This is a genomic window from Angustibacter luteus (assembly GCF_039541115.1).
Taxonomy (GTDB): Bacteria; Actinomycetota; Actinomycetes; order Actinomycetales; family Angustibacteraceae; genus Angustibacter; species Angustibacter luteus.
In genome coordinates this window covers 524,301-549,505 of sequence record NZ_BAABFP010000007.1, presented here as the reverse complement: position 1 = coordinate 549,505, position 25,205 = coordinate 524,301, and the positions used below count along the sequence as shown (strand labels likewise).

Sequence of the window (25,205 nt, the reverse complement as noted above, 5' to 3'; positions counted from 1 at the left end):
CTCGGGCCCCGCCACCGTTCAGTCCATCTACAATTCGTTCATGTCAACGTTGAGCCGGGACTTCACGATCGACCTGCGACGTCTCCGCGTCCTGCGCATGCTGGAGCAGCGGGGCACCGTCTCGGCGGCGGCCGCCGCCCTGCACCTGACCCCGTCCGCCGTCTCCCAGCAGATCGCCGGGCTGGCCCGCGAGACGGGCGTCCAGTTGCTCGAGAAGCGCGGTCGCGGCGTCCGGCTGACCAGCCGCGCCCGGCTGCTGCTGGAGCACGCCGCGGTGATCGAGCAGCAGCTGCAGGCCGCCCGCGCCGACCTCGCCACCTGGGACGCGGGGCAGGCCGGCCAGGTGAGCATCGCGTCGCTGTCGACGGGCATCAGCGCGATCGTGGCCCCAGCGCTGAAGTCCTTGTGCGACAGCCATCCTGGGCTCTCGCTGACCGTCGGCGAGTCGGAGCCGCCCGAGCTGTTCACGATGCTCGACCTCGGTGACGTCGACGTCGCCGTGACCGTCCACCACCGGCCGAGCCCGCCGTCGACCGACTCCCGCTACTACCGGATCGACCTGCTGGTCGACCCGCTCGACGCGGTGCTCCCCGCCGGCCACCCGCTCGCCGACCCCGCCGGCGTCCGGCTGATCGACCTGGCCGGCGAGCGGTGGGTCGCGGGCTACCCGGGTGGGTCCTGCGCGCAGCTGACCGACGCCGTCTGCACGAACGCGGGCTTCACCGCCGACGTCCGGCACCACGTCGGGGACTGGGTCGCCCTGGGCGCGCTGGTCGCGGCCGGCGCCGGCGTGGCGCTGGTGCCGCGACTCGCGCAGCCGCTGCCGGTCGAGGGGCTGGCCGTCGTCCCCGTGCTCGGGTCACCGGCGTCACGGCACTTCTACGCCGCCGTCCGGGCCGGTTCGCAGGACGACCCGGCCATCGCGCTCGTCCTCGAGCGCCTGCGCGCGGCCGCCGACGACTGGACGGCGGGCGCCTGCCGCAGCTAGCCCACTCGCGCTCGCGGGAGGCGTCAGCAGCCGACGAGGCGCGCGGCGAGGTAGCCCTCGACCTGGTCGAGCGCAATCCGCTCCTGCCCCATCGAGTCCCGCTCGCGCACCGTCACTGCCTGGTCGTCGAGCGTGTCGAAGTCCACCGTGAGGCAGAACGGCGTGCCGATCTCGTCCTGACGGCGGTAGCGGCGACCGATGGCCCCCGCGTCGTCGAACTCGATGTTCCAGTTGCGCCGCAACGCCGTTGCCAGGTCGCGGGCCTTCGGCGAGAGGTCGGCGTGCCGGGACAACGGCAGCACCGCGGCCTTCACCGGGGACAGCCTGGGGTCCAGCCGGAGCACGACGCGCTTGTCGACGCCACCCTTGGCGTTGGGTGCCTCGTCCTCGGAGTAGGCGTCCAGCAGGAAGGCCATCATCGAGCGGCCGATGCCCGCTGCCGGCTCGATCACGTAGGGCGTCCAGCGCTCGTTCTTGCCCTGGTCGAAGTACGACAGGTCGACGCCGGAGTGCTTGCTGTGCGTGGTGAGGTCGAAGTCGGTGCGGTTGGCGATGCCCTCGAGCTCGCCCCACTCCGAGCCCTGGAAGTGGAAGCGGTACTCGATGTCGACCGTGCGGGTCGAGTAGTGCGAGAGCTTCTCGGTCGGGTGCTCGTAGTGGCGCAGGTTCTCCGGGTCGATACCCAGGTCGACGTACCACTGGGTGCGGGTGTCGATCCAGGTCTGGTGCCACTCGGCGTCGGTGCCGGGCTCGACGAAGAACTCCATCTCCATCTGCTCGAACTCGCGGGTGCGGAAGATGAAGTTGCCCGGCGTGATCTCGTTGCGGAAGCTCTTGCCCGTCTGCGCGATGCCGAACGGAGGCTTCTTGCGCGCCGAGGTCATCACGTTGAGGAAGTTCAGGAAGATGCCCTGCGCGGTCTCGGGCCGCAGGTAGTGCAGCCCGGACTCGTCGTCCACGGCGCCGAGGTAGGTCTTCAACAGGCCGTTGAAGGCGCGCGGCGGCGTCCACGCCCCCCGGGTGCCGCAGTTCGGGCAGGCCACGTCGGCGAGGTCGACGTCGTCCGGGTTGTCCAGGCCCTTCTTGTCGGCCACGGCCTCCTGAAGGTGGTCCGCGCGGAAACGGCGGTGGCAGGACTGGCACTCGGTCAGCGGGTCGGTGAACGTCTCGACGTGCCCGCTGGCCACCCAGGTCTGGGTGGGCAGGATGACCGAGGAGTCCAGGCCGACGACGTCGTCCCGGCTGGTCACCATCGAGCGCCACCACTGGCGCTTGATGTTCTCCTTCAGCTCGACGCCCAGCGGACCGTAGTCCCACGCCGACTTGGTACCGCCGTAGATCTCACCGCACGGGTACACCAGGCCGCGCCGCTTGGCGAGGCTGACGACGGCATCGATGCGGGACTCGGGCTTGGCGGCCACGGGCGGATCACTCCATCAGAGCTCGGGTGACGCGCGTCGAGGCGGGCGACGCGCGGTGGTCAGCCAGGCTACCGGTCGCCGTGCCGCCCGGGCGAAGCGGTTCCGGCGCTCGGATCACGGTCGCTCGCGTGCTCGCTGAGCCCGTTCTCGTCGGCCTCCACGAGCGACTCGTACGCGGTCGGCTCGTCGATGGCGTGGTACATCACCGGCACGGCACGGAGCTTGACGTCGTACGACGACAGCGCACGGCGGTAGGCACCGGTCGTGTCCCACTCCGTCTGCAGCAACCACCGCTGCGGGTCGTCGATGGAGCGGCCGACGTGGCCACGCCGACAGCCCGGCTGGGCGCGCAACGCATCCAGCGCCTCGCGGGCCCGGCCGCGGAACGTCGGCTCGTCGCCGGGCGGGACTCGGTATCGGGTGACCACCACGAGCGGCACGACTACCTCCCCGGACGACGGATGCTGGCTCCTGGGAGGATGTCACGTGCCCTCATCGACACCAGCCCCCAGCCCCGCACCGTCCCCCGCGCCGTCCTCGTTGCGGCTCGCCGTGGCGCGAGCCAGCCACCCGGTGCTGTCCCGGATCTCGCGGCTGCCGCGTCCGGTCCCGTTCCTGGTGCTACTCGGCCTGCTGCTGGTCGGGCTCTTCCGCGGTGGTGTGGTCGGCGGGATCTGCACGGGCGTGGTGGCGCTGTTCGTGGCGTGGCTGCTCTACCTGAGCTGGCCGCGGCTGACCACGTCCGAGCGGCTCGGTCGTCTGGCTGTGCTGCTGCTCGCGGTGGCGCTGTCCGCGGTGCAGTTCTTCCCGAGGAGCTGACTCCAAAGATTGACAACCGTTCTCATAGTTGGTGAGAATGATTGTCATGATGAGGAGTCGGCCCCTAGCCGCCGCGGGCACTGCCCTGCTGGCGCTGGCCGGCCTGCTCGCCCTGAGCGCCTGCAGCGGCGACGCCGCTGCGCACTCCCCCCGTGCCGACGGGCGGCTGCACGTGACGGCCAGCTTCTACCCGCTGCAGTTCATCACCCAGCGGATCGGCGGGGACGCCGTCCGGGTCTCGTCGCTGACCCGGCCAGGCGCCGAACCGCACGACCTCGAGCTCACCCCCCGCGACGTCGCGCACCTGCAGGACTCCGACCTCGTGGTCTACCTCAGCGGGTTTCAGCCGGCCGTCGACGACGGCATCGCGGCCGCCGGCCCCCCGGCCACGTTCGACGCGGCACCGTCCGCCGACCTCAACCTCACGTTCACGCCCATCGAGGACGGAGCCAAGAAGCAGAACGAGGCCGGCAGCACCGACCCGCACTTCTGGCTCGACCCCGTGCGGCTCTCCGCCGTCGCCACCGCGCTGGAGGCCTCGATGGCCCGGTTGCGACCGGACGACGCCCCCGCCTTCGCGCGCAACCTGACGGCGCTGCGGGCCGAGCTGGCCGCGCTGGACGCCGACTACCGCCGTGGCCTGTCCGCCTGTGCGAACCCGGACCTGGTGACCAGCCACAACGCCTTCGGCTACCTCGCCCAGCGCTACGACCTGCGACAGGTGCCCATCACCGGCCTGAGCCCCGAGGCGGAGCCGCAGCCGCGAGAGCTCGCCGACGTCGTCGACTTCGTGGAGGCGAACCACGTGCGGACCATCTACTACGAGACCCTGGTCAGCCCGGCCGTGGCCGAGACCGTCGCCCGCGAGACCGGCGCGGCCGCCGCCGTCCTGGACCCCATCGAGGGCCTCACCGCCGAATCGGCCGGCACGACCTACTTCGAGGTCATGCGCGCCAACCTGGCCAACCTGCGCCACGGGCAGCCCTGCCGATGACGAGCCCCGCGGTCGTGCGCATGCGCGACGTGACCATCGGCTACGGCGACCGAGCCGTCGTCCGGAACGCGGACCTGACCGTCACCGACGGCGAGGTCGTCGCGGTGCTCGGCGCGAACGGCTCCGGCAAGACCACCCTGGTGCGCGGGCTGCTCGGGCTCGCCACCGTGATGAGCGGCGACGTCGAGCTGCTCGGTCACCCCCTGCGGCACCGGCGCGACCGCGCCGCCATCGGCTACGTCCCTCAGCGGCACACCGTCGGCGGCGCCATCGCCTCGACCGTGCGCGAGGTCGTCTCCTCCGGCCGGCTGCCCCGGCTCGGGCTGCTCGGCCGGCTCGGTGCGGCCGACCGCGCCGTCGTCACCGACGCCATCGACGCCGTGCGGCTGACCGGTTTCGCCGACACGAACGTCGCCGAGCTCTCCGGTGGCCAGCAGCGCCGCGTCCTCATCGCCCGAGCGCTGGCCGCCGAGCCCGGCGTGCTCGTCATGGACGAACCCACCGCCGGCGTGGACCAGGTCAGCCAGCAGGCCCTGGCCGACACCATCCGCCAGCTCGCCACCCGCGGCGTCCCGATGATCATCGTGACCCACGAGGTCGGCCCCCTCGCCGACGTCCTCACCCGCGCCGTCGTCGTCTCCGACGGGCGGATCACCTACGACGGGCCGCCACCCACGGTCCTGCCGCACGCGGCGCACTCCGCGGACCACCACCACCTGCCCGACCCGCACGCCGAGGACGCCAGACGTCCCTCGCCGTGGATCGAGCACCCCCTCGGCGGTGCGTGATGGTGGTCCTCGAGCTGCTGCAGTACGACTTCATGCGCCGGGCCCTGCTGGCCGGGCTGCTCGTCGGCCTGGCCGCGCCGGTCGTCGGGATCTTCCTCGTGCAGCGCCGGCTCGCCCTGATCGGCGACGGCATGGGACACGTCGCCCTGGCCGGGGTCGCGATCGGCATCGTCAGCGGGCGCGCACCGGTCTGGACGGCCCTGCTGGCCGCAGTCGCTGCGGCAGTGGCGATCGAGCTGATCCGGGCGCGCGGACGGACGAGCGGCGACGTGGCCCTGGCGGTGATGTTCTACGGCGGCATCGCGTTCGGCGTCGCGCTGATCTCGCGGTCTCCCGAAGGGACGCCGGCCAATCTGAACGCCTACCTGTTCGGCGCCATCACCACCACCAGTCCTCGCGACCTGGTGACCTTCGCCGCGCTCGCCGCGGTCGTCCTCGTGGTCACCGCGGTGCTCGCGCCGAGGCTGTTCGCCGTGGCCAACGACCCCGAGTACGCCCGGGCGGTCGGACTGCCGGTCCTCGGCCTCAACATGGTGCTCGCGGTCCTGACCGCCGTCACCGTCGTGGTGTCCATGCGGGTCGTCGGCCTGCTGCTGATCAGCGCCCTGATGATCGTGCCGAACGCCATCGCGCAGCTCGTCAGCCGCAGCTTCCGCACCTCGCTCCTGGTCGCCGTGGTCGTCGGCGTGCTGGTCAGCCTGTTCGGGATCAGCGCCAGCTTCTACACCAGCACCCCCTCGGGCGCCACGATCGTCGTCCTCGCGGTGACGGTATTCGCCGTGACGGCCGTCCTCGTCGGGCTGCGCGAGCGCTGGGCCGGGCACCGGCACCGGGTGGCCGAGGGGCAGCACGCGCACGAGCACGGCGAGAACTGCGGCCACCCCGCCGTGCTGCACGACGGGCATGTCGACTACCTGCACGGCGGGCACCTGCACGCCCCGCACGGCGGGCACTACGACGAGCACGACCACACCCACGACCACACCCACGACCACACCCACGACCACGCACCCGGGTCGCAGGCGCAGGAGGCGGAGCGATGACCGGCACGACCCGACGCGCCACCAAGCAGCGCGAGGCGGTGGAGTCGTACCTCTCGGACGGCGCGACCTTCGTCAGCGCGCAGCAGATCTACGCTGGGATGCGCGAGCAGGGCAGCACGATCGGGCTGGCGACCGTCTACCGCGCCCTGCAGGGCCTGGTCGAGGACGAGGGCGTGGACGCCCTGCGCACCGACGACGGCGAGGTCGTCTACCGCCGCTGCCGGTCCGGCTCGCACCACCACCACCTGGTCTGCCGCGAGTGCGGCCGGACCGTCGAGGTCGAAGGGCCGGCCGTCGAGCAGTGGGCCGACGCCGTCGCCGGCCAGCACGGCTTCCGCGACATCAGCCACACCCTCGAGCTGTTCGGCACCTGCGACCACCACTGATCCCGCACCATTCGCGCTACCCGTCGTGATGAGGCCCGGAAAACCACCAAGAGCGCGAATGGTGCGGGGTCAGAGGCCGGTGTCGTCCGGGGTGTCGACGGCGCCGCCGTACCGGCGCTCGCGGCTGGCGTACGTCTCGATGGCTCGCCACAGGTCACGCCGGTCGACGTCCGGCCACAGCACGTCGTCGAACACCATCTCGGCGTACGCCGACTGCCAGAGCAGGAAGTTCGAGGTCCGCTGCTCGCCCGACGAGCGCCAGAACAGGTCGACGTCCGGCATCGTGGGCTCGTCGAGGTAGCGGGCCAGCACCTTCTCGTCGACCCGGTCCGCCGACACCCGCCCGGCCGCGACGTCCTGCGCCAGCGCGCGAGCGGCGTCCGCGATCTCGGCCCGACCGCCGTAGTTCACGCACATCGTGAGCGTGAGCACCGTGTTGTCGCGGGTGAGCTCCTCGGCCGCCTCGAGCTCGCGGATCACGCTGCGCCACAGGCGAGGACGCCGCCCGGCCCAGCGCACCCGCACGCCCCACTCGTGCATCTCGTCGCGCCGGCGGCGGATGACGTCGCGGTTGAAGCCCATGAGGTAGCGCACCTCGTCCGGCGAGCGCCGCCAGTTCTCCGTCGAGAACGCGTACGCCGACAGGTGGGTGACGCCGACCTCGATGGCGCCGGCCACGACGTCCAGCAGGACCGCCTCACCGCGGGCATGGCCCTCGGTGCGCGGCAGCCCCCGCGCGTTCGCCCACCGTCCGTTGCCGTCCATCACGACGGCGACGTGCTTCGGCACGAGCTCGGCCGGGAGGTCGGGCGGCCGGGCGCCCGACGCGTGCGCCGGTGGGGCGATCGGGTCCGGACGAGTGGACGACGTCCCCGACCGGTCCGCGCGGCGCGCCCTCACAGGCGCTCCACGAGGCGCAGGGACCGCACGCCCCGCTCCAGGTGCCACTGCAGGTAGGCGGCGACCAGTCCGCTGCCCTCGCGGCGGTACCGCACCTCGCTGGCGTCCGCGACGTCCCAGTCACCGGCCAGCAACGCGGCCAGCAGCTCCAGCGTCGCCGGCGCCGGACCCACCGACCCGGCCGGGCGGCACGACGGGCAGACCACCCCACCCGAGGCCACCGCGAACGCGCGGTGCGGGCCTGGTGCACCGCAGCGCGAGCAGTCCACGAAGGACGGCGCCCAGCCGGCCACGGACAGCGAGCGCAGCAGGTAGGCGTCGAGCACCAGGCTGGGGTCGTGCGCGCCGTCGGAGAGGGTGCGCAGCCCACCGGCGAGCAGCAGGAACTGCTGGACCGCCGGCTCGCGCTCCTCGGTGAGCCGGTCGGCCGTCTCGAGCATGGCGGCACCCGCCGTGTACCGCGGGTAGTCACTGACCAGTCGCTCGCCGTAGGGCGCGATCGTCTCGGCCTGGGTCACCGTGTCGAGGTTGCGGCCCTCGTACAGCTGCACGTCGGTCATCATGAACGGCTCGAGCCGGGCCCCGAACCGGCTGCGGGTGCGGCGCACGCCCTTCGCCACGGCGCGCACCTTGCCGCGCTCACGCGTGAGCAGCGTGACGATGCGGTCCGCCTCACCCAACGAGTGGGTGCGCAGGACGATTGCCTCGTCGCGGTACAGGCTCACCCGGTGATTGTGCTACGTCCCACCGACAGCGGCCGCACCGCCACGCAGCACCGGCGGCGCGGGTGTCAGTAGACGGTGACCCGGTTGCGGCCGGACTCCTTCGCCGCGTACAGCGCGGCGTCCGCGTCCTTGAGCACGCGGTCCGGCGAGGCGTCGGACGCCGCGACGCCGACCGAGACGCTGACGGACAGCCCCTCGCGCAGGTCGTGCCAGGGCTCGCGGTGCACCGCGGCGCGAACCCGCTCGCCCACCGCTGCGGCCTCGGCCGCGTAGGTCGCCGGTAGGAGCACGACGAACTCGTCGCCGCCGAACCGCACCACCACGTCGTGCGTGCGGCAGTGCGCCCGCAGGATGTCGGCGATCCGGCGGAGCACCTCGTCGCCGACGGCGTGCGAGAACCGGTCGTTGACGTCCTTGAACAGGTCGACGTCCACGAACAACGCGGCGCCGCCCAGCGACTCCGCGATCCCGGCGTCCAGCATCCGCCGGTTGCCCAGCCCGGTGAGCGGGTCGATCATCGCGTCCCTGCCCAGCTGGGACGCCTCGGCCGCGAGCGCGCGCAGGCTGATCCGGTCGCGAAGCGCGAAGAACCGGCTCTCCCGCTCGATCCACAGCCGGTGCGAGGCCACCTGGGCCGACTGGCGGTAGTACTGGGTCGAGGGGTGCGTGCCGTGCTCGGCGACCTCGACCTCGGCCATCGTGACCAGGGCGGCGAGCTCCCAGACCACCCGGTCGGCGACCTGGACGCTCTCCACGACCCCGGCGAGCAGCTCACGCGCCTCGGCGAACTCGCCCCGCTCCCGCAGGCACAGCGCCCGACCGAGCTTGCCGATCTGCACCTCGGGCAGCTCGGGCCGCATGTCGAACCGGGCCGACGCGTGCCGCAGCCGAGCCTCGGCCAGGCCGACCTCACCCAGGTGCAGGTGGGTGTACGCCTCGACCATCTCGGCCCGGGCGTGCATCTCGTCGTCCTCGCCGGCCGTGAGCTGCATCATGTGCAGCGAGATCTCCGCGCTGCGCACGAAGTGCGGCCCGGCCTCGTCGACCCGGCCGTCGAGCTGCAGCGCCGTGGCCCAGGTCGTGTGCAGCACGGAGTACTCCTGCAGCACCAGGATCCGGGCGATCCGGGTCGCGGCGGTGTTCCCGCGCACCGCCGGGGCGGACAGGCAGAGCCGGAAGAGCGCGTCGGCGGGCACGAACAGCTGGGCGTGCCCCAGGGTGGCGGCCACGGCCATGGTGGCGCTGAGCTCGTTGTAGACGCGCGGGGGCTCGTGCTCGACCAGGCTGTACGCCTCCGCCAGCGCGTCCACCGCCGCCGACGCGCGGCCCAGCCGCAGCCCCGCGTCGCCGAGCAGGGACAGCGCCTTGGCCCGCCACGCGGCGTCCCAGGGGTCGATGACCGCGAGCAGGTTGTGGGCGGAGGTGATCGCCTCGTCCCACCGGCGCTGCTCGATCAGCGCGACGCCGCACGTGTAGTGCAGGAAGCGCAGCGTGCGCAGGTCACCGGCCCCGACGGCCACCGGGATGGCCTCCCGGGCCGCCCGGACGGCCCGCTCGGAGAACCCGTCCAGGTAGAGCTCGTGCGCCCAGTCGGACAGCAGGTCCAGGGGACCGAACTCGCTCGGGCACGTCACGACACCGTCGACCGAACTCACCACCCCTCGCCCCCGGCTGCACCGACAGGGTCAGTGTGCCCGGTGGAGGGACCGCCGCGCGGGCCATCGCGACAACTCGACGAGGTGTGCCGGCTCAGCCTTCGGGTTCAGCGACCGCCTCGACGTCCCGCGCCCAGCGGTTGACGGCCGAGACGACGGCCTTCAGCGACGCCGTCACGATGTTCGGGTCCACCCCGACACCCCACAGCACCCGCCCGTCCAGTGCGCACTCGACGTACGCGGCCGCCTTCGCGTCGCCACCCGCGCTCATCGCGTGCTCGTGGTAGTCGAGCACCCGGACGTCGACCCCGCGGTCGGCGAGCGCCTCGGTGAACGCCGCGATGGGGCCGTTGCCCCGCCCCTCGAGAGCGACCACCCGGCCGCCGTCCGACAGCTCGACGGCGAGCTGGTCCTGCCCCTGCTCGGACGTCGACAGCCTCGTGCTGCGCAGGGCGAACCGTCCCCAGGCCCGGGTCGGGTCCGGCAGGTACTCGTGGCTGAAGGCCGTCCAGAGCGCGGCCGCCGACACCTCGCCGCCCTCGTCGTCCGTCTGCCGCTGCACGACCCCGCTGAACTCGATCTGCAGCCGACGCGGCAGGTCGAGCTGGTGCTCGGACTTCATCAGGTAGGCGACGCCGCCCTTGCCGGACTGGCTGTTCACCCGGATCACGGCCTCGTACGTGCGCCCCACGTCCATCGGGTCGATCGGCAGGTACGGCACGGCCCACACGAGCTCGCCGATCTCCTTGCCCTGGTCGGCCGCGTCCTTCTCCAGCGCCTCCAGGCCCTTCTTGATCGCGTCCTGGTGCGAGCCGGAGAACGCGGTGTAGACGAGGTCGCCGCCGTAGGGGTGGCGCTCGGGCACGGGCAGCTGGTTGCAGTACTCGACGGTCCGCCGTACCTCGTCGATGTCGCTGAAGTCGATCTGCGGGTCGATGCCCTGGCTGAACAGGTTCAGCCCCAGCGTGACCAGGCAGACGTTGCCGGTCCGCTCGCCGTTGCCGAACAGGCAGCCCTCGATCCGGTCCGCGCCGGCCAGGTAGCCCAGCTCGGACGCCGCGACGCCCGTGCCCCGGTCGTTGTGCGGGTGCAGGCTCAGCACCACGCTGTCGCGGCGCGGCAGGTGCCGGTTCATCCACTCGATCGAGTCGGCGTACACGTTCGGCGTGGCCATCTCGACGGTGGCCGGCAGGTTGATGATCAGCGGACGGTCCGGCGTCGGGTCGATGACGTCGATCACCTTGCTGCAGACCTCGACGGCGTACTCGAGCTCGGTGCCGGTGTAGGACTCGGGCGAGTACTCGTAGTAGATCTCGGTGTCCGGCGTGATCATCTCGGCGTACTTCTTGGCCAGGCTGGCGCCCTGCGTCGCGATGTCGGTGATGCCGTCGCGGTCCAGCCCGAACACGACCCGGCGCTGCAACGTGGACGTCGAGTTGTAGAAGTGCACGATCGCCTGCTTGGCCCCGACCAGGGACTCGAAGGTGCGCTCGATGAGGTGCTCGCGGCACTGGGTCAGCACCTGGATCATCACGTCGCCGGGGATGAAGTCGCCCTCGATCAGCTGACGGACGAAGTCGAAGTCGGTCTGGCTGGCGCTCGGGAAGCCGACCTCGATCTCCTTGTAGCCCATCTTCACCAGCAGCTGGAACATCGCCAGCTTGCGGGGCGGGCTCATGGGGTCGATCAGTGCCTGGTTTCCGTCCCGCAGGTCGACGGCGCACCAGCGCGGCGCCTTGTCGATGGTGCGGTCCGGCCACGTCCGGTCGGGCAGGTCGACGGTGAACGTCTCGTGGTAGGGGCGGTACTTGTGCACCGGCATCACGGAGGGCAGCTGGGGCGTGCTCGCCCACCGGTCGGAGGTGGTGTCGTGCGTCATCGGGGTGGCCTTCGCTCGTGGGGGGTGACCGGCACGCCGAGATCCCGCGGCGAGGGGCCGGCCTGCTACGAAGCCCCGCCGCGGCGACGAAGGAGGAGGCTCGTCATCCGCACCCGGTTACCGTACGCCGGGCCGGTGACCGGCGTCCACGCAGTGAGCGTGCGCTCCCACATTCCGGACGCCCCCTCCCCGCCGTGATCATGCACGTTCGCCCCCGGGAGCGGGGTGAACGTGCATGATCACCGCGGGAGGACGGCGCGGGGGACGGCGCGGGGGACGGCGCGGGCTGCGTCAGGCGCGGCGGGCCAGGATCGCTTCGGCGATCTGGACGGCGTTGAGCGCGGCGCCCTTGCGCAGGTTGTCGCCGGAGACGAACAGGCTGAGCCCGCGGCCGCCGTCCACGGTGGGGTCGACGCGGATCCGGCCGACGAGGCTGGGGTCGCGGCCCGCGGCATCCAACGGCGTCGGGACGTCGGACAGCTCGACGCCGGGGGCGTCGGCCAGCAGCGCGGTGGCCTCGGCCGGTGACAGCGGGCGGGCGAACTCGGCGTTGATCGCCAGGCTGTGGCCGGTGAAGACGGGCACGCGGACGCAGGTCGCGGCGACGGCGAGGTCCGGGATGTGCAGGATCTTGCGGCTCTCGTTCCGGAGCTTCTGCTCCTCGTCGGTCTCGCCGGAGCCGTCGTCGACGATCGACCCGGCGAGCGGCAGGACGTTGAAGGCGATCGGCTTCACGTACGCGCTCGGTGCGGGCAGCTCGACGGCCCGGCCGTCGAAGGCCAGTGCTGCCGCGGAGTCGGCCACCTTGCGGACCTGCTCGTCGAGCTCGGTGACGCCCTTGCCGCCGGTCCCGGAGACCGCCTGGTAGGAGGAGACGTACAGCCGCACCAGCCCCGCGTGGCGGTGCAGTGGCGACAGCACGGGCATCGCGGCCATGGTGGTGCAGTTCGGGTTGGCGACGATGCCCTTGGGGAGGACGTCGAGGTCCTCGGGGTTGACCTCGCTCACCACGAGGGGGACGTCGGGGTCCATCCGCCAGGCGCTGGAGTTGTCGACCACCACGGCACCGGTCGCCGCGACGCGCGGCGCCAGCTCGAGCGAGGCGCCCTTGCCGTTGCTGAACAGCGCGATATCCAGCCCGGACAGATCGGCGGTCGCCGAGTCCTCGACCGTGACCTCGCCGTCGCCCCACGGCAACGTCGACCCCGCCGACCGGGCGGACGCGAAGAACCGCACGTCGTCCAGCGGAAAAGCACGCTCCGCCAACAGGGCCCGCATGACCCCACCGACCTGACCAGTAGCCCCAAACACACCTACGCGCATGCCACCAGAATAGGCGACCCCCACAGCGCAACGCCGCAGCGTCTCAAACCCCGACCGCGCGCACCCTCCCAGCGGTGATCATGCACGTTCACCCCGGGCGGTGGGGCGAACGTGCATGATCACGGCGGGGGTGGTGGGGCGAACGCGCATGATCACGGCGGGGGTGGTGGGGCGAACGTGCATGATCACGGCGGGGGTGGGGCTAGAAGCCCAGGCGCTGAAGCTGTTTGGGGTCGCGCTGCCAGTCCTTGGCGATCTTGACGTGCAGGTCGAGGAAGACCTTCTGGCCGAGCAGGGCCTCGATGCCGCGGCGGGCGTTCGTGCCGACCTCTTTGAGCCGGGCGCCGCCCTTGCCGATGATGATCCCCTTCTGCGAGGACCGTTCGACGAAGAGGATGACCCGGATCTCCAGCATCGGGTCGTGCTCGGGGCGGCCCTCACGGGGTGTCATCTCGTCGACGACGACGGCCAGGCTGTGCGGCAGCTCGTCGCGTACCCCTTCGAGCGCGGCCTCACGGATGAGCTCGGCGACCATCACGGCCTCGGGCTCGTCGGTGAGCTCGCCGCTGGGGTACATGACGGGCCCGGCGGGCAGGTGCTTGACGAGCAGGTCGGTGACGACGTCGACCTGCTCACCGCGGACGGCGGACACCGGGACGATGTCGTCCCACTCCCCCAGCCGGTCGATGGACAGCAGGTGCTCGGTGAGCCGCTGCCGGTCGACCATGTCGATCTTCGTCGCGATGGCCACGACCGGCGTACCGCGGCCCTCGCGCCGGATCGTGGCCAGCTCGGCGGCGATGAACCGGTCGCCGGGGCCGACCTTCTGGTCGGCGGGCAGGCAGAACCCGACCACGTCGACCTCCGTCAACGTCTCGCGGACGACATCGTTGAGGCGCTGCCCGAGCAGGGTCCTGGGCCGGTGCAGGCCGGGGGTGTCGACGAGCACGAGCTGGGCGTCGGGCCGGGTGATGATGCCGCGGATGGCGTGCCGGGTGGTCTGCGGCTTGGACGAGGTGATGGCGACCTTCTCGCCGACCAGCGCGTTCGTCAGGGTGGACTTGCCCGCGTTGGGTCGGCCGACGATGCAGGCGAAGCCGGACCGGTGGGCGACCTCAGCTGGCGACATCAGGCCAGTGTCGCAGGGTCGGCACGCTCGGCGTCCGCGTGCTGCTCCGCCCGTACGTCGCGCACCAGCACGGTGGCGATGCGGTGCCGGCGACCGGCCGGCCGTTCGGCCGTGAGCTCAAGCCCTTCGACGACGGCGCGGGCGCCCGGGATCGGCACCCGCCCGAGAGCCTTGCCGAGCAGGCCGCCCACGGTGTCGACGTCCTCGTCGTCCAGCTCGAGGTCGAACAGCTCGCCCAGCTCGTCGACGTGCATGGTGGCCAGCACCCGGAACCCACCGTCGTCCAGGGTCTCGTAGGCGTCCGCCTCACGGTCGTACTCGTCCGTGATCTCGCCGACGATCTCCTCGAGCACGTCCTCGATGGTGACCAGCCCGGCGGTGCCCCCGTACTCGTCGACGACGATGGCGACGTGCGTCTGGTCGCGCTGCATCTCGCGCAGCAGGTCGTCAACGGGCTTGCTCTCGGGCACGTAGTGCACGGGTCGCATCACGTCGCGCACCGGCACGGACTGCTCGGCCGCGGCGTCGCTGTAGACCCGCCGGGTCACGTCCTTCAGGTAGAGCATGCCCAGGACGTCGTCCGGTCCACCGTCGACGACGGGGATCCGGGAGAAGCCGGAGCGCAGGAACAGCGAGATCGCCTGGCGCAGGACCTTGTCGTGCTCGATGGTCACCATGTCGGTGCGCGGCACCATGACCTCGCGAACGATGGTGTCGCCGAGCTCGAAGACCGAGTGCAGCATCTGCTGCTCGGAGGCTTCGATGACCGCGTTCTCGCCGGCCAGGTCGAGCAGCTCGCGCAGCTCGGACTCGGTCGAGAACGGCCCGTCCCGGTAGCCGCGCCCGGGGGTGACCGCGTTGCCCAGCGCGACCAGCAGCCGGGCCAAAGGACCGAGCACCCGCGACAGCCAGAGCAGCACCGGGGCGCTCAGCAGGGCCACCGTCTCGGCGTGCTGGCGGCCGACGGTGCGCGGGCTGACGCCGACCAGCACGAACGAGGCGACCACCATGATCCCCGCGGCGACGAGCAGGGCGACCCACTGCCGGTCGAACGCGCCGGCGCAGGTGATCGTCACGAACACGGCCGCGAAGGACTCGCAGACCACCCGGACGAACGTCGACACGGACAGGTAGGGACCGCTCGTGCTGACCACGGTGAGCAGGGACGGCGAACCACGGCGTCCGTCGTCCACCAGCTGTTCGGCACGCACCCGGGTCACCTTCGACACCGAGGCCTCAGCGGCCGCCAGCGCGGCCGCGAACACCACGAGCAGGACGACCGCGAAGGCCAGCCGCAGATCGGGCGTGATCATGACTCGGGTCGGCCCCGGCCGGCCAGGAACGTGAGCAGCAGCCGTCGCTGGAGCTCGAACATCGCCTTCTCCTCGTCCGGTTCGGCGTGGTCGTAGCCGAGCAGGTGCAGGATGCCGTGCGTGGTCAGCAGCAGCAGCTCCTCCTCTGCCGTGTGGCCGGCCTGCACAGCCTGCGCCGCGGCAACGGTCGGGCAGAGCACGACGTCGCCCAGCAGCCCGGGCTCCGGCTCGACGTCGTCGCTGCCGGGGCGCAGCTCGTCCATCGGGAAGCTCATCACGTCGGTCGGGCCGGGCAGGTCCATCCACTGCACGTGGAGCCGCTCCATCGCGTCCTCGTCGACCAGCACGATGGACAGCTCGGCCTGCGGGTGCACCCGCAGCTCGTCCAGCACGTAGCGCGAGAGCCGCACCAGCTCGTGCTCGTCGCAGACGTAGCTGGTCTCGTTGTTGACCTCGATGCTCATCGGCTCATCGCCGGCCGCGACGGGCGGCCCGGTTGCCGGCGAGCGGCGCACCGGTGCGCAGCGCGTCCCAGCGCCCGTACGCGTCGACGATCTGCCCCACCAGGGGGTGCCGGACGACGTCCTGGCTGGTCAGGAGCGCGAAGTGCACGTCGTCGAGGTCGTCCAGGATGTCCTGCACGATGCGCAGCCCGGACGTCGTCCCGGCCGGCAGGTCGACCTGCGTGACGTCGCCGGTGACCACGATCTTCGAGCCGAACCCGAGCCGGGTGAGGAACATCTTCATCTGCTCGGCCGAGGTGTTCTGCGCCTCGTCGAGGATGATGAACGCGTCGTTCAGCGAGCGGCCGCGCATGTACGCCAGCGGCGCGACCTCGATCGTGCCGGCCGCCATCAGCCGCGGGATCGAGTCCGGGTCGAGCATGTCGTGCAGCGCGTCGTACAGCGGGCGCAGGTACGGATCGATCTTCTCCGTCAGCGTGCCCGGCAGGAAGCCCAGGCGCTCACCCGCCTCGACGGCCGGACGGGTCAGGATGATCCGGTTGACCCGCTTGGCCTGCAGCGCCTGCACGGCCTTGGCCATCGCCAGGTACGTCTTGCCGGTGCCGGCCGGGCCGATCCCGAACACCACCGTGTTGTCGTCGATCGCGTCGACGTACCGCTTCTGGTTCAACGTCTTCGGGCGGATCTTCTTACCGCGGTTGGACAGGATGTTCATGGTCAGGACGTCGGCGGGGCGCTCCGTCGTCTGCTGGCGCAGCATCGCGACGGACCGGTCGACCGCGTCGCGGGTCAGCGGCTGACCGGAGGCGATCACCACGAGCAGCTCGTCGACCAGCCGCTCGAGCAGGGCCACCTCGGCCGGGGGGCCGTTCAGCGTGATCTCGTTGCCGCGCACGTGCACGTCGAGCCGCGGGAACGCGCGCTCGATGGTGCGCAGCAGCTCGTCGCCGGGGCCGAGCAGGGAGACCATGGGGACCTCGGCGGCGACCACGATGGTGTGCGGCACCTGGGCGCCAGGGCTCGGGTCAGGGCCGGGGGTATCGCTGGGGGTCTCGCTCGAGGTATCAGTCGGTGTGTCGCTCATGGGCAGCCTGGTGGCCTGTCGATCCCTTCGTGGTGACGCCAAGACCCGACCATCGTAGCCGCGCGGACCGACAGGCCACCCGTCCATTTCGCCGCAGGACGGGCCAGCCGCTCCCCGCTCAGGCCCCGAAGGGCAGCGGCTGGCGGGTCATCGGGTACGTCGCCCAGTACAGCCGGGTGGGCAGCCCCGCCTCGTCCCGGACGACGCGCAGCGCCTCACCCTGCTCGCGCCCGGACACGACGCGCCACCGGTCCTCGCCGTCCCGTCGCAGCACCGCCGGGGGCCGGGACGCCGCAGCACCGGCCGCCCGCAGCTCCAGGTGGCCGCCCTCCTCGCCGTCGACGTCCGGCTCGCTGCCGGCGCGCCAGGACGCCGCGAACTCCATGCCCTCGGTCCACCAGGTACCGAGCAGACCTTCGACGTCGGCGGGAACCGCCGCTCCGGGCCGCCAGGCCGACGGCAGGTCCGGGACGGCGTCCAGCACGGTCTCGGCGAGATCGACCGCCAGGCTGAACGGGTCGGCCGCCCGGCTCGTGCTGGTCAGCGCGACGACACCGAGTCCGCTGTCCCGGTGCACGACCATGCTGGCCAGGAACCCCGGCATCGCGCCGTCGTGGCCGACGAAGAACCGCTCGCCACGCCGGTGCAGCATCAGCCCGAGGCCCCAGCCGAGGGTCCACTGCTGCAGGTCGGCCATCGCGTGCAGGTGGGTCATCTCGGCGACCGTCGAGGCCTTCAGCACGGCCTCGTCGGGCTCGGCCCAGAAGGCGGCCCAGCGGGCCAGGTCGGTCGTGGTCGTCCACAGCTCCGCGGCGGGGGCGAACGCGAAGCCGGGGAACAGCGGCTCGGGCCGCAGCCGGTCGGCGTACGGGTCGACGAAGTACCCACGTGCGGTCGGCGGCGTCGGGTCGACGGTCGTCCTGGTCAGGCCCAGCGGGCGCAGGACCCGGTCCGCGAGCACCTCGGCCCAGGTGCCGCCGCGCACCTGCGCCGCGACCTGCCCGAGCAGCGCGTACGCCAGGTTCGAGTAGTGCCAGCGCTGCTGCGGCGAGAGCACCGCGTCGGCGGCAGCCAGGTCGGCCAGCATCGTGTCGAGGTCCGGGCCCCGCAACGACTCCCAGACGTCCCCGACCGGCTCGCGCTGCAGCCCGGACAGGTGGCAGAGCATCCGGCGCAGGGTGACCTGGCCGTGCGCCGGGACGTCCAGGTGCGCCTCGAGCCGGTCGTCCAGGTCGAGCAGCCCGTCGTCGCGCGCCTGCAGCACCAGGGCCGCCGTGAACGTCTTGGTGATCGACCCCATCCGGTACTGGACGTCGGGCCCGGGCTCCAGCAGGGCCGGGTCCGCGGTGCCGTCGGGACCGAGGTCCGCCGAACCCGCCCAGGCATCCAACTGGACCTCACCGCGACGCACCACCCGCACCACGACGGACGGCGACCGCCAGTCCGTCTGGGCCCGTGAGACCTTGTGCTGCAACGACTCTGCGACATCCGTCGGCAGTGGGCGAGCCCCGTCGACAGGAGGCTGAGCGGCGGCCATCAGCCGGGCGGCCAGGTCAGGTCACGCCCGCCGAGCACGTGCCCGTGCACGTGGAAGACGCTCTGCTGCGCCTGGGCGCCGCTGTTGAAGACGAGGCGGAACTGGCCGCCGTTCTCGTCCGCGGCGACCGTGGCCGCCAGCCGGGCCACGGCGACGAGGGCCTCCGGGTCGCCCACGGCCAGCGTGGCGACGTCCGGGTAGTGCGCTCGCGGCACCACCAGAACGTGCAGAGGGGCCTGGGGATCCAGGTCGCGGAAGGCGATGGCCTGGTCGTCCTGCGCCACCACGTCGGCCGGGATCTCACCCGCGACGATGCGACAGAACGGGCACTGCGGGTCATGTGGACGCTGGTCGGTGCTCACCCGGCGAGATTACCGGCGCGTCGTTCGATGACAACCTTTCCGGTCGCCCGCGCGTGGGACCACCATGGAGGCGCTGCTCAGCCCGCGACGGGAGGTGACGGCGATGGCCTCGGACCAGGTCGCCGCGTCCACCGCCGCGTTGCCCGACGAGAGCGCCCGCTGGACCGCCGACGAGGCCCTCACCGAGCTCTACCGCGCGCACTGGCGCGCCCTGGTGCGCTTGTCGTACCTGCTCGTCCGCGACCTGCCGCTGGCCGAGGAGGTCGTCCAGGACGCCTTCATCGCCGTGCACCGTCGCTGGCGACGGATGGCCGACCACGACCAGGCCCTCGCCTACCTGCGGGTCGCCGTGGTCAACGGTTCGCGCAGCACGCTGCGCCGACGCAGCGTGCGTCAGCGCTGGGCCGCCGCGGGCGGCCCCACCGCCGGCGAGCCGCGTTCGCTCGCGGAGCGGGCCGGCCCCAGCGCCGAGGACGTCGTGCTGGCCGGCGCGCGGCGCCAGGCCGTGAACGACGCCCTGGCCAAGCTGCCTACCCGCCAGCGCGAGGTGCTCGTGCTGCGCTACCACCTGGGCCTGTCTGAGTCCGAGATCGCCCAGACCCTGCAGATCACCCGCGGCGCGGTGAAGAGCCACGCCCACCGCGCGATCGCCGCGGTGCGGGTCAGTCTGGCCGGGCTCGACGAGGGGACGGGCGCCCGATGAGCGACGACGGCACCGGCGCCACCCCGCCGCAGTGGCTGGGCGACCTGCCCGAGCCCGCGGACGACGCGGCCGTGGCGGCGGTGGTCGACACCCTGGAGCACGACGCGTCGGCGTTGCAGCCCGGCGACCGGATCGCCGAGCTCCGGGCGGCGACGACCGCCCGGCGCGAGCGACGGCCCTGGCTCGTCGCCGCGGCCGCCTGCACCGCGCTGGTCGCAGTGGCCGGCGGCGGGGCGTTGGCGCTGAACGGGTCGGGCACCGCGCTCTCCCCGCCGACCGGGCACAGCACGGACGTCGGCACCGCGCCGACCGTCGCCAGCCCACCGGTGACCGGCCCGCGGACGACGTCCTCCAGTGCCCCGAGCACGGCCTCGAGCGGCGGTGGCAACGCCGTGGCGTACGCGCTGCCGGTCTACTACGTGCAGCAGGACGGCGACGGGCTGCGGCTGGCCCGCGAGTGGCACCGGCGCACGCTCGCCAGCCCGCGCCAACGGATGCAGCAGGCCCTGGACGACGCCACCGACCCCACGGCGGTGCAGGAGGCGGCGCACGGCGCGCCGTGGCAACCGCGCACGGGGCCGTTGCGTCTCGAAGGTCCCGCTGACGGACTGCTGACCATCGACCTCCCGGCCACCGAGGGCGCGGCGCACGGCCGGAGCGCGGCGCAGGCCCGCCTCGCCGCCCAGCAGCTGGTCTGGACGGCGACCGCCGTGCAGCAGGACGCGTCCATGGGAGTGAGGATCCTGATCGGCGGCAGCCCGGGGCTGCTGTTCGGCTCGACGCCGGTCGGCGACGCCATGTTCCGCGACCCGGCCGTCGGACCGACCACCGCACCGGCATCCCAGGCGCCGTCATCCCAGGCGCCGTCCGGCCAAGCGCCGTCCGGCCAAGCGCCGTCCGGCCAATCCAGCGGCCAGCAGTCGGAAAGCATGGTCGCGATCGACAGTCCGCGGCCACAGGCTTCGCTGACCGCGCCGCTGACCGTCAGCGGTCGGGCGTGCGTCTTCGAGGCGGCGCTGTCCTGGGAGCTGCTGTCCGGCGCAGAGGTCGTCCGGTCCGGGCACCTCACGGCCAGCAGCGGCTGCCCGGACACCGGCGCCTGGTCGGTGCGGTTGGTGGACGTGCCCGCGGGCCAGTACACGTTCCGGGCCTACGCGCTACCGGCTTCCGGTTCGGGAGACCCGGTCCAGGACACCGTGGCGTTCACGGTCCGCTGAGCCCCGGCGGCGCCGGCTCGCAGGCGCGTCGGTCATCGTCCGGCGCACATCAGTGCCGACGGGTACAGTGCCGTCGTCCAGGCTCAGCGAGGCGTGCTGAGGCTGACCCCGAAGTCGCCCCGCGGGTCCGTCCACCACACCAGGGGGGCCAGCCCGGCCGCGGCGAGCTCGCGGCGGACGCCGGACTCGCGGAACTTGGCCGAGACCTCGGTGCGCATCAGCTCGCCAGCCGCGAAGTCGACGCGCAGGTCGAGCGCACCGACGGTGACGGTCTGCCGGCGGGTGGAGCGCAGGTGCATCTCGATCCACTCCTCGTGCTCGTCCCAGCGCGCGACGTGCTCGAAGGCGTCAAGGTCGAAGTCGGCGTCCAGCTCGGTGTTCACCACGGCCAGCACGTTCTTGTTGAAGGCGGCCGTCACCCCGCTGTCGTCGTCGTAGGCGGCCACCAGGCGATCGGCGTCCTTGACCAGGTCGGTGCCGAGCAGGAAGGCGTCGCCGCGGCGCAGGCCGGCCCCGATCGTGGCCAGGAACCGGGCGCGGGGGGCTGGCTCCAAGTTGCCGATGGTGGACCCGAGGAACGCCACCAGCCGCCGGCCGGTCACCGGCAGCCGGTCCAGGTGCCGCTCGAAGTCGCCCGCCACCGCCAGCACCTCGGTGCCGGGGTACTCGTCCGCCACGGCGGCGCCCGCCTGCCGGAGCACCACGGGGTCGACGTCGAAGGGCACGAACCGGCGCAGCCGGCCGGACGCCGCGAACGCGTCCAGCAGCAGACGGGTCTTCTCGGACGTTCCGCTGCCGATCTCGACCAGCGTGTCCGCCCCGGACAGCCGGACGATCTCGTCGGCCCGCTCCTGCAGCACCGCACGCTCGGCGTTCGTCGGGTAGTACTCGGGCAGCCGGGTGATCTCGTCGAACAGCTGGCTGCCGCGCTCGTCGTAGAACCACTTGGGCGGCAACGACTTCGGGGTCGCCGACAACCCGGCGCGGACGTCGTCCGCCAGGGCCTGGGCGCGGTCCGTCCCGGCGAGGTGGCTGGTCAGCGTGATCGTCATGCTGGGTTCTCCAGTGGGGTCACGGTGGTCCCGTCCGGGCTCACCTCGACGACGTGCCGGTCCGGCACGTCGATCCAGCGGGGGTCGTCGTCCAGCGGCTCGCTGGACAGGAGGGTGCCCTCGTCGGTGGTGATACGGCTGAGGGTGTCGCCCCAGGTCACCGCCACCAGCCGGCCGGGTCGGCCGAGCAGCAGGTTGAGGCGTGCGTCCGGGTCCGCGGCGCCGACCGCACGCACCGTGTCGGCGACGTGGTCCACCCCCTCGGCCACGACGTGCGCGCAGAGCAGTGCGGCGTCGCAGACCGACTCGGCGTCGGGTCGGCGCGGCAGCACGGACCGGTCCACCCGGCCGTTGTGCGAGCACAGCCACCCGTCGTGCAGGAACGGTGCGGTCGCGGACTCCTCGATCGGCATGCCGGCGGTGGCCGAGCGGACGGCCGCGACCACCAGCGGGGAGCTGATGGCCGGCGCCACCGAGGCGAAGGACCCGTCCTGCCACAGGGGCCGGGTCGACCGCCAGCGAGCCGGCTCGCCGTCCGGCCGCTCGAAGCCCACGCCCCAGCCGTCGGCGTTCATCAGGCCGTGCCGCTGCCGGCGCGGCGCGTACGACTGCACGAGCAGGGCGTGCGGCGACGCGAGCACCAGGTCGTGCAGCGTGCGGGGCCGGCCGAGCCAGCCCAGGTGCCGGCACACTCAGGCGTCCCAGGCCAGGCGCAGCCCGGTGAAGATCTGCCGGCGGATCGGCAGGTCCCAGTTGCGGAACGACGGCCGCACGGTGCTCGGCGCCACCGCCCAGGAGCCACCGCGGAGCACCCGGAAGTCGCCGCCGAAGAACGGCGCGCTGTAGGTGTCGTACACCATCGGGGCGAAGCCGGGCCACGGCTCGAACCGCGAGGACGTCCACTCCCACACGTCGCCGACGAGCTGCTCGACGCCGTACGCCGAGGCGCCGGACGGGTACGCGCCGACGGGAGCCGGGCGCAGCGCCGACCCGCCGAGGTTGGCTCGGCTCGGCGTCACGTCGTCGGCCCCCCAGGGCCAGCGGCGCCGGCGTCCGGCCGCCGGGTCCCACGCACACGCCTTCTCCCACTCCACCTCGGTGGGCAGCCGGGCGCCCGCCCAGCCGGCGAACGCCTCGGCCTCGAACCAGGAGACGTGCTGCACGGGCTCGTCGTCCGGCACGTCCTCGACCACGCCGAAGCGCACCCTGCTGCCGTCGGGGCGCCAGCTCATCGGCGCGTGCAGTCCCGACTGCACCCGGTGCTGCCACCCGCGCGCGGACCACCATCGCGGCTGGTCGTAGCCGCCGTCCGCGACGAAGGCCTTCCACTGCCCGTTCGTCACGGGGAACCGGGCGATCCGGAAGGCCGGGACGTCGACGACGTGTGCGGGCCGCTCGTTGTCCAGCGAGAACGGCTCGTCCGCGGCTTCCACGCCCAGCACGAACTCGCCGGCTGGCACCAGGCAGGAGTCGACCGCACCGGCCCGGGACCGGACGTCGTTCCCGGACCGACCGTCATCCGCGGTCAGCCGCGCGCCGCGGCCCACCGGCAGCGGGTCGCCGGCTCCCAGCAGGGGCGCGCCCTGACGCAGCTGGAGCGTCGCGAGCATGGTCTCGTCGTGCTGCTGCTCGTGCTGGACGACCATCCCGAAGGTGAACAGCTGCTCGTCGTCCGCTGCGTCCAGGGCATCGAGCACCCGGCCGCGCACCTCGAGGCAGAAGGAGCGCGCCTGCACGGGGGGCAGCAAGGGCAGCAGGGGGCGGTCGGCACGACGGTGCTTGAACGCGTCATACAGCTGGTCGACGTCCGGTCGCAGCAGGCCCGCGACCCGGGCGTCGCCGCCGCGGAGCAGCCAGAGCTCCTCCTGCTGGCCGATGTGCGCGAGGTCCCAGACCAGCGGACTCATCAGCGGGTCGTGCTGCCTCAGGAGCTCGGGCTCGTCCAGCTCGGTGAGGCTGAGCGTGCGGAGTCGGGCCGTCTCGAGGTCGCGGGCCACCAGCTCACGCATCGGCGTCCTCCCCCTCGTACGCCGGCGGGCAGGCCGCCAGCAGCGCTGCCTCGGGCCCGAACCGGGCCGCGGTGTCGGCGACGTCGTCGCCGGGCGAGCGCCCGGTGGCGACGAGGTCGGCCAGCTCGCCCACCTGGTCCGCCAGTGCCGCCGGCGCGTGCGCGGCCGCCGCTGCCAGGCAGGCCCGGGCGGCCACAGCCAGTCCGGGGTGCGTGAGCCCGTCTCGGGCGGCCGCCGTCCACTCCCGACCGACGGGCTCGGCCGCCGCCGCGGCCAGGTCCGCCGCCTGCGGGACGTCCATCAGGGTCACCAGGGTGGCGGCGAGGGCGCCCCACCAGCGCCGGGGAACGGCGTCCAGGTACCGCACCTCGATGAAGCCGCGCAGACGGGCCGGGGGGAACAGCGTCGTCAGGTGCAGGTCGACGTCACTGCGCTCGGGCAGGCGGTCGCCCAGCCGGACGGCGCCGCTCAGCCACTCGCGCAACGGGATCCGGGTTCGGACCGGGTCCACCCGGTCACCGGAGCGGACCAGCATCACCGGTGCGTCGAGCGCGTAGTCGGCCCACTCAGCGGCCGGATCTGGGCCGCCGCGCAACGGCCCGCACCGGAGCACGTCCAGGTCACCCCACACGCGCTGGCGGGTCGAGCGCCAGCCGGTGGCCCGGCCGGACAACCACGGTGAGCAGGCAGAGACCGCGACAAGCACCGGACCGAGCAGGTGCACGAGCTCGGTCCGCCGCGCCCACTCGTGGGTCGGCCCGGCCTCGAGGTTGACCTGCAGGGACGCCGTCGAGCACATCATCGACAGGCCGGCCGACGCCTGCCCGGTCGCCCGCCAGTGCTGCTCCATCGCGTCGTACCGCTGGCCCGGGTTGACCCGGGCGGCCTCCCGGAGCGGGTCGGCGCCGACCAGCGCCAGCCCCAAGCCGTGGGTGGCCAGGTGCCGGCGCAGCGCCGCGTGGTCCACGGCCACCCCCGCGACCGCCTCGCCGACGCCCGCCCCGGGCGGGCCCGACAGCTCCACCTGCCCGCCCGGCTCCAGGGTGACCACGCTGCCGCCCGGCAGGCGCGGCACCGAGTCCAGCGCCGCGTGCAGGTGAGCCCAGGACGGTCGCCGGGACGGCTCAGCCAGGTCGACGACGTGCGCCTCGAGCTCGAGCCCGACCGGCCCCGGTGAGCCCGCCCGCAGGGCTCCGGCGGCCACGTACGCGTGCGCCGCGTCCACGCTCAACGGCCGTCGGGCGTCCTCGTCCTGATCGGCGTCGGGCTCGACCTGTGGACCGGCGTCACCGAGCAGGCCTTCGGTGGCCATGGCGTCCCCCCGGACGTCGTCGTGGGCAAGGACCGCCGCGACATCGTCGGTGCGGCGGGTGCAGCAGGAGCATGCCTATCAACCACCGCCGACAACGGCAAT

Annotated in this window: 25 protein-coding genes; 8 read left to right on the top strand and 17 right to left on the bottom strand. The window is 72.9% G+C overall.

Features of this window, described 5'->3' with window-relative positions; translation table 11 throughout:
* The first annotated feature begins 40 nt into the window (after positions 1-40).
* Positions 41-988 (top strand): LysR family transcriptional regulator, encoded by a 948-nt coding sequence (locus tag ABEB17_RS16720; RefSeq protein WP_345717860.1) that lies wholly within the window; start codon positions 41-43, stop codon positions 986-988.
* Between the two features lie 23 nt (positions 989-1,011).
* Here the strand turns inward: ABEB17_RS16720 and ABEB17_RS16715 are convergent, their stop codons facing one another.
* Together ABEB17_RS16715 and ABEB17_RS16710 are read right to left on the bottom strand one after the other, a co-directional pair.
* Positions 1,012-2,409, bottom strand: coding sequence for a glycine--tRNA ligase (locus tag ABEB17_RS16715; protein WP_345717859.1), 1,398 nt, complete (start codon positions 2,407-2,409; stop codon positions 1,012-1,014).
* A gap of 68 nt (positions 2,410-2,477) precedes the next feature.
* A complete protein-coding gene (locus ABEB17_RS16710) occupies positions 2,478-2,849 on the bottom strand; it encodes an antibiotic biosynthesis monooxygenase family protein (RefSeq protein ID WP_345717858.1) in 372 nt (123 codons plus the stop codon).
* Between the two features lie 46 nt (positions 2,850-2,895).
* Here ABEB17_RS16710 and ABEB17_RS16705 point away from each other — a divergent pair, with 46 nt between their 5' ends.
* From ABEB17_RS16705 to ABEB17_RS16685, 5 genes are read left to right on the top strand one after another with little or no spacing between them, the layout of a single operon-like run.
* On the top strand, positions 2,896-3,228 hold the full coding sequence (locus ABEB17_RS16705; RefSeq protein WP_345717857.1) for a DUF6703 family protein: 333 nt from the start codon (positions 2,896-2,898) through the stop codon (positions 3,226-3,228).
* A gap of 46 nt (positions 3,229-3,274) precedes the next feature.
* Positions 3,275-4,222, top strand: coding sequence for a metal ABC transporter substrate-binding protein (locus ABEB17_RS16700; RefSeq protein WP_345717856.1), 948 nt, complete (start codon positions 3,275-3,277; stop codon positions 4,220-4,222).
* Positions 4,219-5,010: a metal ABC transporter ATP-binding protein gene (locus tag ABEB17_RS16695; RefSeq protein WP_345717855.1), complete on the top strand. Its 792-nt coding sequence runs from the start codon at positions 4,219-4,221 to the stop codon at positions 5,008-5,010. The genes ABEB17_RS16700 and ABEB17_RS16695 overlap by 4 nt, the downstream gene beginning before the upstream one ends.
* Positions 5,010-6,053: a metal ABC transporter permease gene (locus ABEB17_RS16690; protein WP_345717854.1), complete on the top strand. Its 1,044-nt coding sequence runs from the start codon at positions 5,010-5,012 to the stop codon at positions 6,051-6,053. The genes ABEB17_RS16695 and ABEB17_RS16690 overlap by 1 nt, the downstream gene beginning before the upstream one ends.
* A complete protein-coding gene (locus ABEB17_RS16685; RefSeq protein WP_345717853.1) occupies positions 6,050-6,439 on the top strand; it encodes a Fur family transcriptional regulator in 390 nt (129 codons plus the stop codon). Before ABEB17_RS16690 ends, ABEB17_RS16685 begins: the two co-directional genes overlap by 4 nt.
* A 69-nt stretch (positions 6,440-6,508) precedes the next feature.
* Here ABEB17_RS16685 and ABEB17_RS16680 read toward each other — a convergent pair whose 3' ends face one another.
* From ABEB17_RS16680 to ABEB17_RS16630, 11 genes are all read right to left on the bottom strand, one after another.
* Entirely contained in the window at positions 6,509-7,339 is an 831-nt protein-coding gene (locus ABEB17_RS16680) for an isoprenyl transferase (RefSeq protein ID WP_378227150.1), read from the bottom strand.
* Positions 7,336-8,064, bottom strand: coding sequence for a DNA repair protein RecO (gene recO / locus ABEB17_RS16675; RefSeq protein WP_345717852.1), 729 nt, complete (start codon positions 8,062-8,064; stop codon positions 7,336-7,338). The genes ABEB17_RS16680 and recO overlap by 4 nt, the downstream gene beginning before the upstream one ends.
* A 65-nt stretch (positions 8,065-8,129) precedes the next feature.
* Positions 8,130-9,719: a diguanylate cyclase gene (locus ABEB17_RS16670; protein ID WP_345717851.1), complete on the bottom strand. Its 1,590-nt coding sequence runs from the start codon at positions 9,717-9,719 to the stop codon at positions 8,130-8,132.
* A 94-nt stretch (positions 9,720-9,813) separates the two neighbouring features.
* Entirely contained in the window at positions 9,814-11,598 is a 1,785-nt protein-coding gene (leuA, locus tag ABEB17_RS16665; protein WP_345717850.1) for a 2-isopropylmalate synthase, read from the bottom strand.
* Between the two features lie 291 nt (positions 11,599-11,889).
* Complete coding sequence (locus tag ABEB17_RS16660) at positions 11,890-12,921, bottom strand: aspartate-semialdehyde dehydrogenase (RefSeq protein WP_345717849.1); 1,032 nt, start codon at positions 12,919-12,921, stop codon at positions 11,890-11,892.
* A 202-nt stretch (positions 12,922-13,123) separates the two neighbouring features.
* Positions 13,124-14,050 carry a GTPase Era gene (gene era, locus ABEB17_RS16655; protein ID WP_345717848.1) on the bottom strand — a complete coding sequence of 309 codons (927 nt, stop codon included), beginning with the start codon at positions 14,048-14,050 and terminating at the stop codon, positions 13,124-13,126.
* Positions 14,050-15,363 carry a hemolysin family protein gene (locus ABEB17_RS16650; protein WP_345717847.1) on the bottom strand — a complete coding sequence of 438 codons (1,314 nt, stop codon included), beginning with the start codon at positions 15,361-15,363 and terminating at the stop codon, positions 14,050-14,052. Before ABEB17_RS16650 ends, era begins: the two co-directional genes overlap by 1 nt.
* Positions 15,360-15,827 carry an rRNA maturation RNase YbeY gene (gene ybeY / locus ABEB17_RS16645; RefSeq protein ID WP_345717846.1) on the bottom strand — a complete coding sequence of 156 codons (468 nt, stop codon included), beginning with the start codon at positions 15,825-15,827 and terminating at the stop codon, positions 15,360-15,362. The genes ABEB17_RS16650 and ybeY overlap by 4 nt, the downstream gene beginning before the upstream one ends.
* Before the next feature lie 4 nt (positions 15,828-15,831).
* Positions 15,832-16,911, bottom strand: coding sequence for a PhoH family protein (locus ABEB17_RS16640; RefSeq protein ID WP_345717845.1), 1,080 nt, complete (start codon positions 16,909-16,911; stop codon positions 15,832-15,834).
* A 118-nt stretch (positions 16,912-17,029) separates the two neighbouring features.
* Positions 17,030-18,385, bottom strand: coding sequence for a serine hydrolase domain-containing protein (locus tag ABEB17_RS16635; protein WP_345717844.1), 1,356 nt, complete (start codon positions 18,383-18,385; stop codon positions 17,030-17,032).
* A gap of 62 nt (positions 18,386-18,447) precedes the next feature.
* Complete coding sequence (locus ABEB17_RS16630) at positions 18,448-18,810, bottom strand: HIT domain-containing protein (RefSeq protein WP_345717843.1); 363 nt, start codon at positions 18,808-18,810, stop codon at positions 18,448-18,450.
* A gap of 103 nt (positions 18,811-18,913) precedes the next feature.
* On the opposite strand from ABEB17_RS16630, the gene ABEB17_RS16625 reads away from it, so the two are divergent.
* Together ABEB17_RS16625 and ABEB17_RS16620 are read left to right on the top strand one after the other, a co-directional pair.
* Entirely contained in the window at positions 18,914-19,513 is a 600-nt protein-coding gene (locus ABEB17_RS16625) for a SigE family RNA polymerase sigma factor (protein WP_345717842.1), read from the top strand.
* Positions 19,510-20,730: a Gmad2 immunoglobulin-like domain-containing protein gene (locus tag ABEB17_RS16620; protein ID WP_345717841.1), complete on the top strand. Its 1,221-nt coding sequence runs from the start codon at positions 19,510-19,512 to the stop codon at positions 20,728-20,730. Before ABEB17_RS16625 ends, ABEB17_RS16620 begins: the two co-directional genes overlap by 4 nt.
* Before the next feature lie 83 nt (positions 20,731-20,813).
* Here the strand turns inward: ABEB17_RS16620 and egtD are convergent, their stop codons facing one another.
* From egtD to egtA, 4 genes are read right to left on the bottom strand one after another with little or no spacing between them, the layout of a single operon-like run.
* Entirely contained in the window at positions 20,814-21,782 is a 969-nt protein-coding gene (gene egtD / locus ABEB17_RS16615; RefSeq protein WP_345717840.1) for an L-histidine N(alpha)-methyltransferase, read from the bottom strand.
* Positions 21,779-22,474: an ergothioneine biosynthesis protein EgtC gene (gene egtC / locus ABEB17_RS16610; protein WP_345717839.1), complete on the bottom strand. Its 696-nt coding sequence runs from the start codon at positions 22,472-22,474 to the stop codon at positions 21,779-21,781. The genes egtD and egtC overlap by 4 nt, the downstream gene beginning before the upstream one ends.
* Positions 22,475-23,791 carry an ergothioneine biosynthesis protein EgtB gene (gene egtB, locus ABEB17_RS16605; protein ID WP_345717838.1) on the bottom strand — a complete coding sequence of 439 codons (1,317 nt, stop codon included), beginning with the start codon at positions 23,789-23,791 and terminating at the stop codon, positions 22,475-22,477.
* Positions 23,784-25,103, bottom strand: coding sequence for an ergothioneine biosynthesis glutamate--cysteine ligase EgtA (gene egtA, locus ABEB17_RS16600; RefSeq protein WP_345717837.1), 1,320 nt, complete (start codon positions 25,101-25,103; stop codon positions 23,784-23,786). Before egtA ends, egtB begins: the two co-directional genes overlap by 8 nt.
* Positions 25,104-25,205: the final 102 nt, after the last annotated feature.

Coding starts and splice junctions, on each gene's coding strand:
- ABEB17_RS16720 (WP_345717860.1), top strand. CDS start 41: ATGTCAACGTTGAGCCGGGACTTCACGATCGACCTGCGACGTCTCCGC.
- ABEB17_RS16700 (WP_345717856.1), top strand. CDS start 3,275: ATGATGAGGAGTCGGCCCCTAGCCGCCGCGGGCACTGCCCTGCTGGCG.
- ABEB17_RS16695 (WP_345717855.1), top strand. CDS start 4,219: ATGACGAGCCCCGCGGTCGTGCGCATGCGCGACGTGACCATCGGCTAC.
- ABEB17_RS16690 (WP_345717854.1), top strand. CDS start 5,010: ATGGTGGTCCTCGAGCTGCTGCAGTACGACTTCATGCGCCGGGCCCTG.
- ABEB17_RS16685 (WP_345717853.1), top strand. CDS start 6,050: ATGACCGGCACGACCCGACGCGCCACCAAGCAGCGCGAGGCGGTGGAG.
- leuA (WP_345717850.1), bottom strand. CDS start 11,598: ATGACGCACGACACCACCTCCGACCGGTGGGCGAGCACGCCCCAGCTG.
- ABEB17_RS16660 (WP_345717849.1), bottom strand. CDS start 12,921: ATGCGCGTAGGTGTGTTTGGGGCTACTGGTCAGGTCGGTGGGGTCATG.
- era (WP_345717848.1), bottom strand. CDS start 14,050: ATGTCGCCAGCTGAGGTCGCCCACCGGTCCGGCTTCGCCTGCATCGTC.
- ABEB17_RS16650 (WP_345717847.1), bottom strand. CDS start 15,363: ATGATCACGCCCGATCTGCGGCTGGCCTTCGCGGTCGTCCTGCTCGTG.
- ybeY (WP_345717846.1), bottom strand. CDS start 15,827: ATGAGCATCGAGGTCAACAACGAGACCAGCTACGTCTGCGACGAGCAC.
- ABEB17_RS16640 (WP_345717845.1), bottom strand. CDS start 16,911: ATGAGCGACACACCGACTGATACCTCGAGCGAGACCCCCAGCGATACC.
- ABEB17_RS16625 (WP_345717842.1), top strand. CDS start 18,914: ATGGCCTCGGACCAGGTCGCCGCGTCCACCGCCGCGTTGCCCGACGAG.
- ABEB17_RS16620 (WP_345717841.1), top strand. CDS start 19,510: ATGAGCGACGACGGCACCGGCGCCACCCCGCCGCAGTGGCTGGGCGAC.
- egtD (WP_345717840.1), bottom strand. CDS start 21,782: ATGACGATCACGCTGACCAGCCACCTCGCCGGGACGGACCGCGCCCAG.
- egtB (WP_345717838.1), bottom strand. CDS start 23,791: ATGCGTGAGCTGGTGGCCCGCGACCTCGAGACGGCCCGACTCCGCACG.
- egtA (WP_345717837.1), bottom strand. CDS start 25,103: ATGGCCACCGAAGGCCTGCTCGGTGACGCCGGTCCACAGGTCGAGCCC.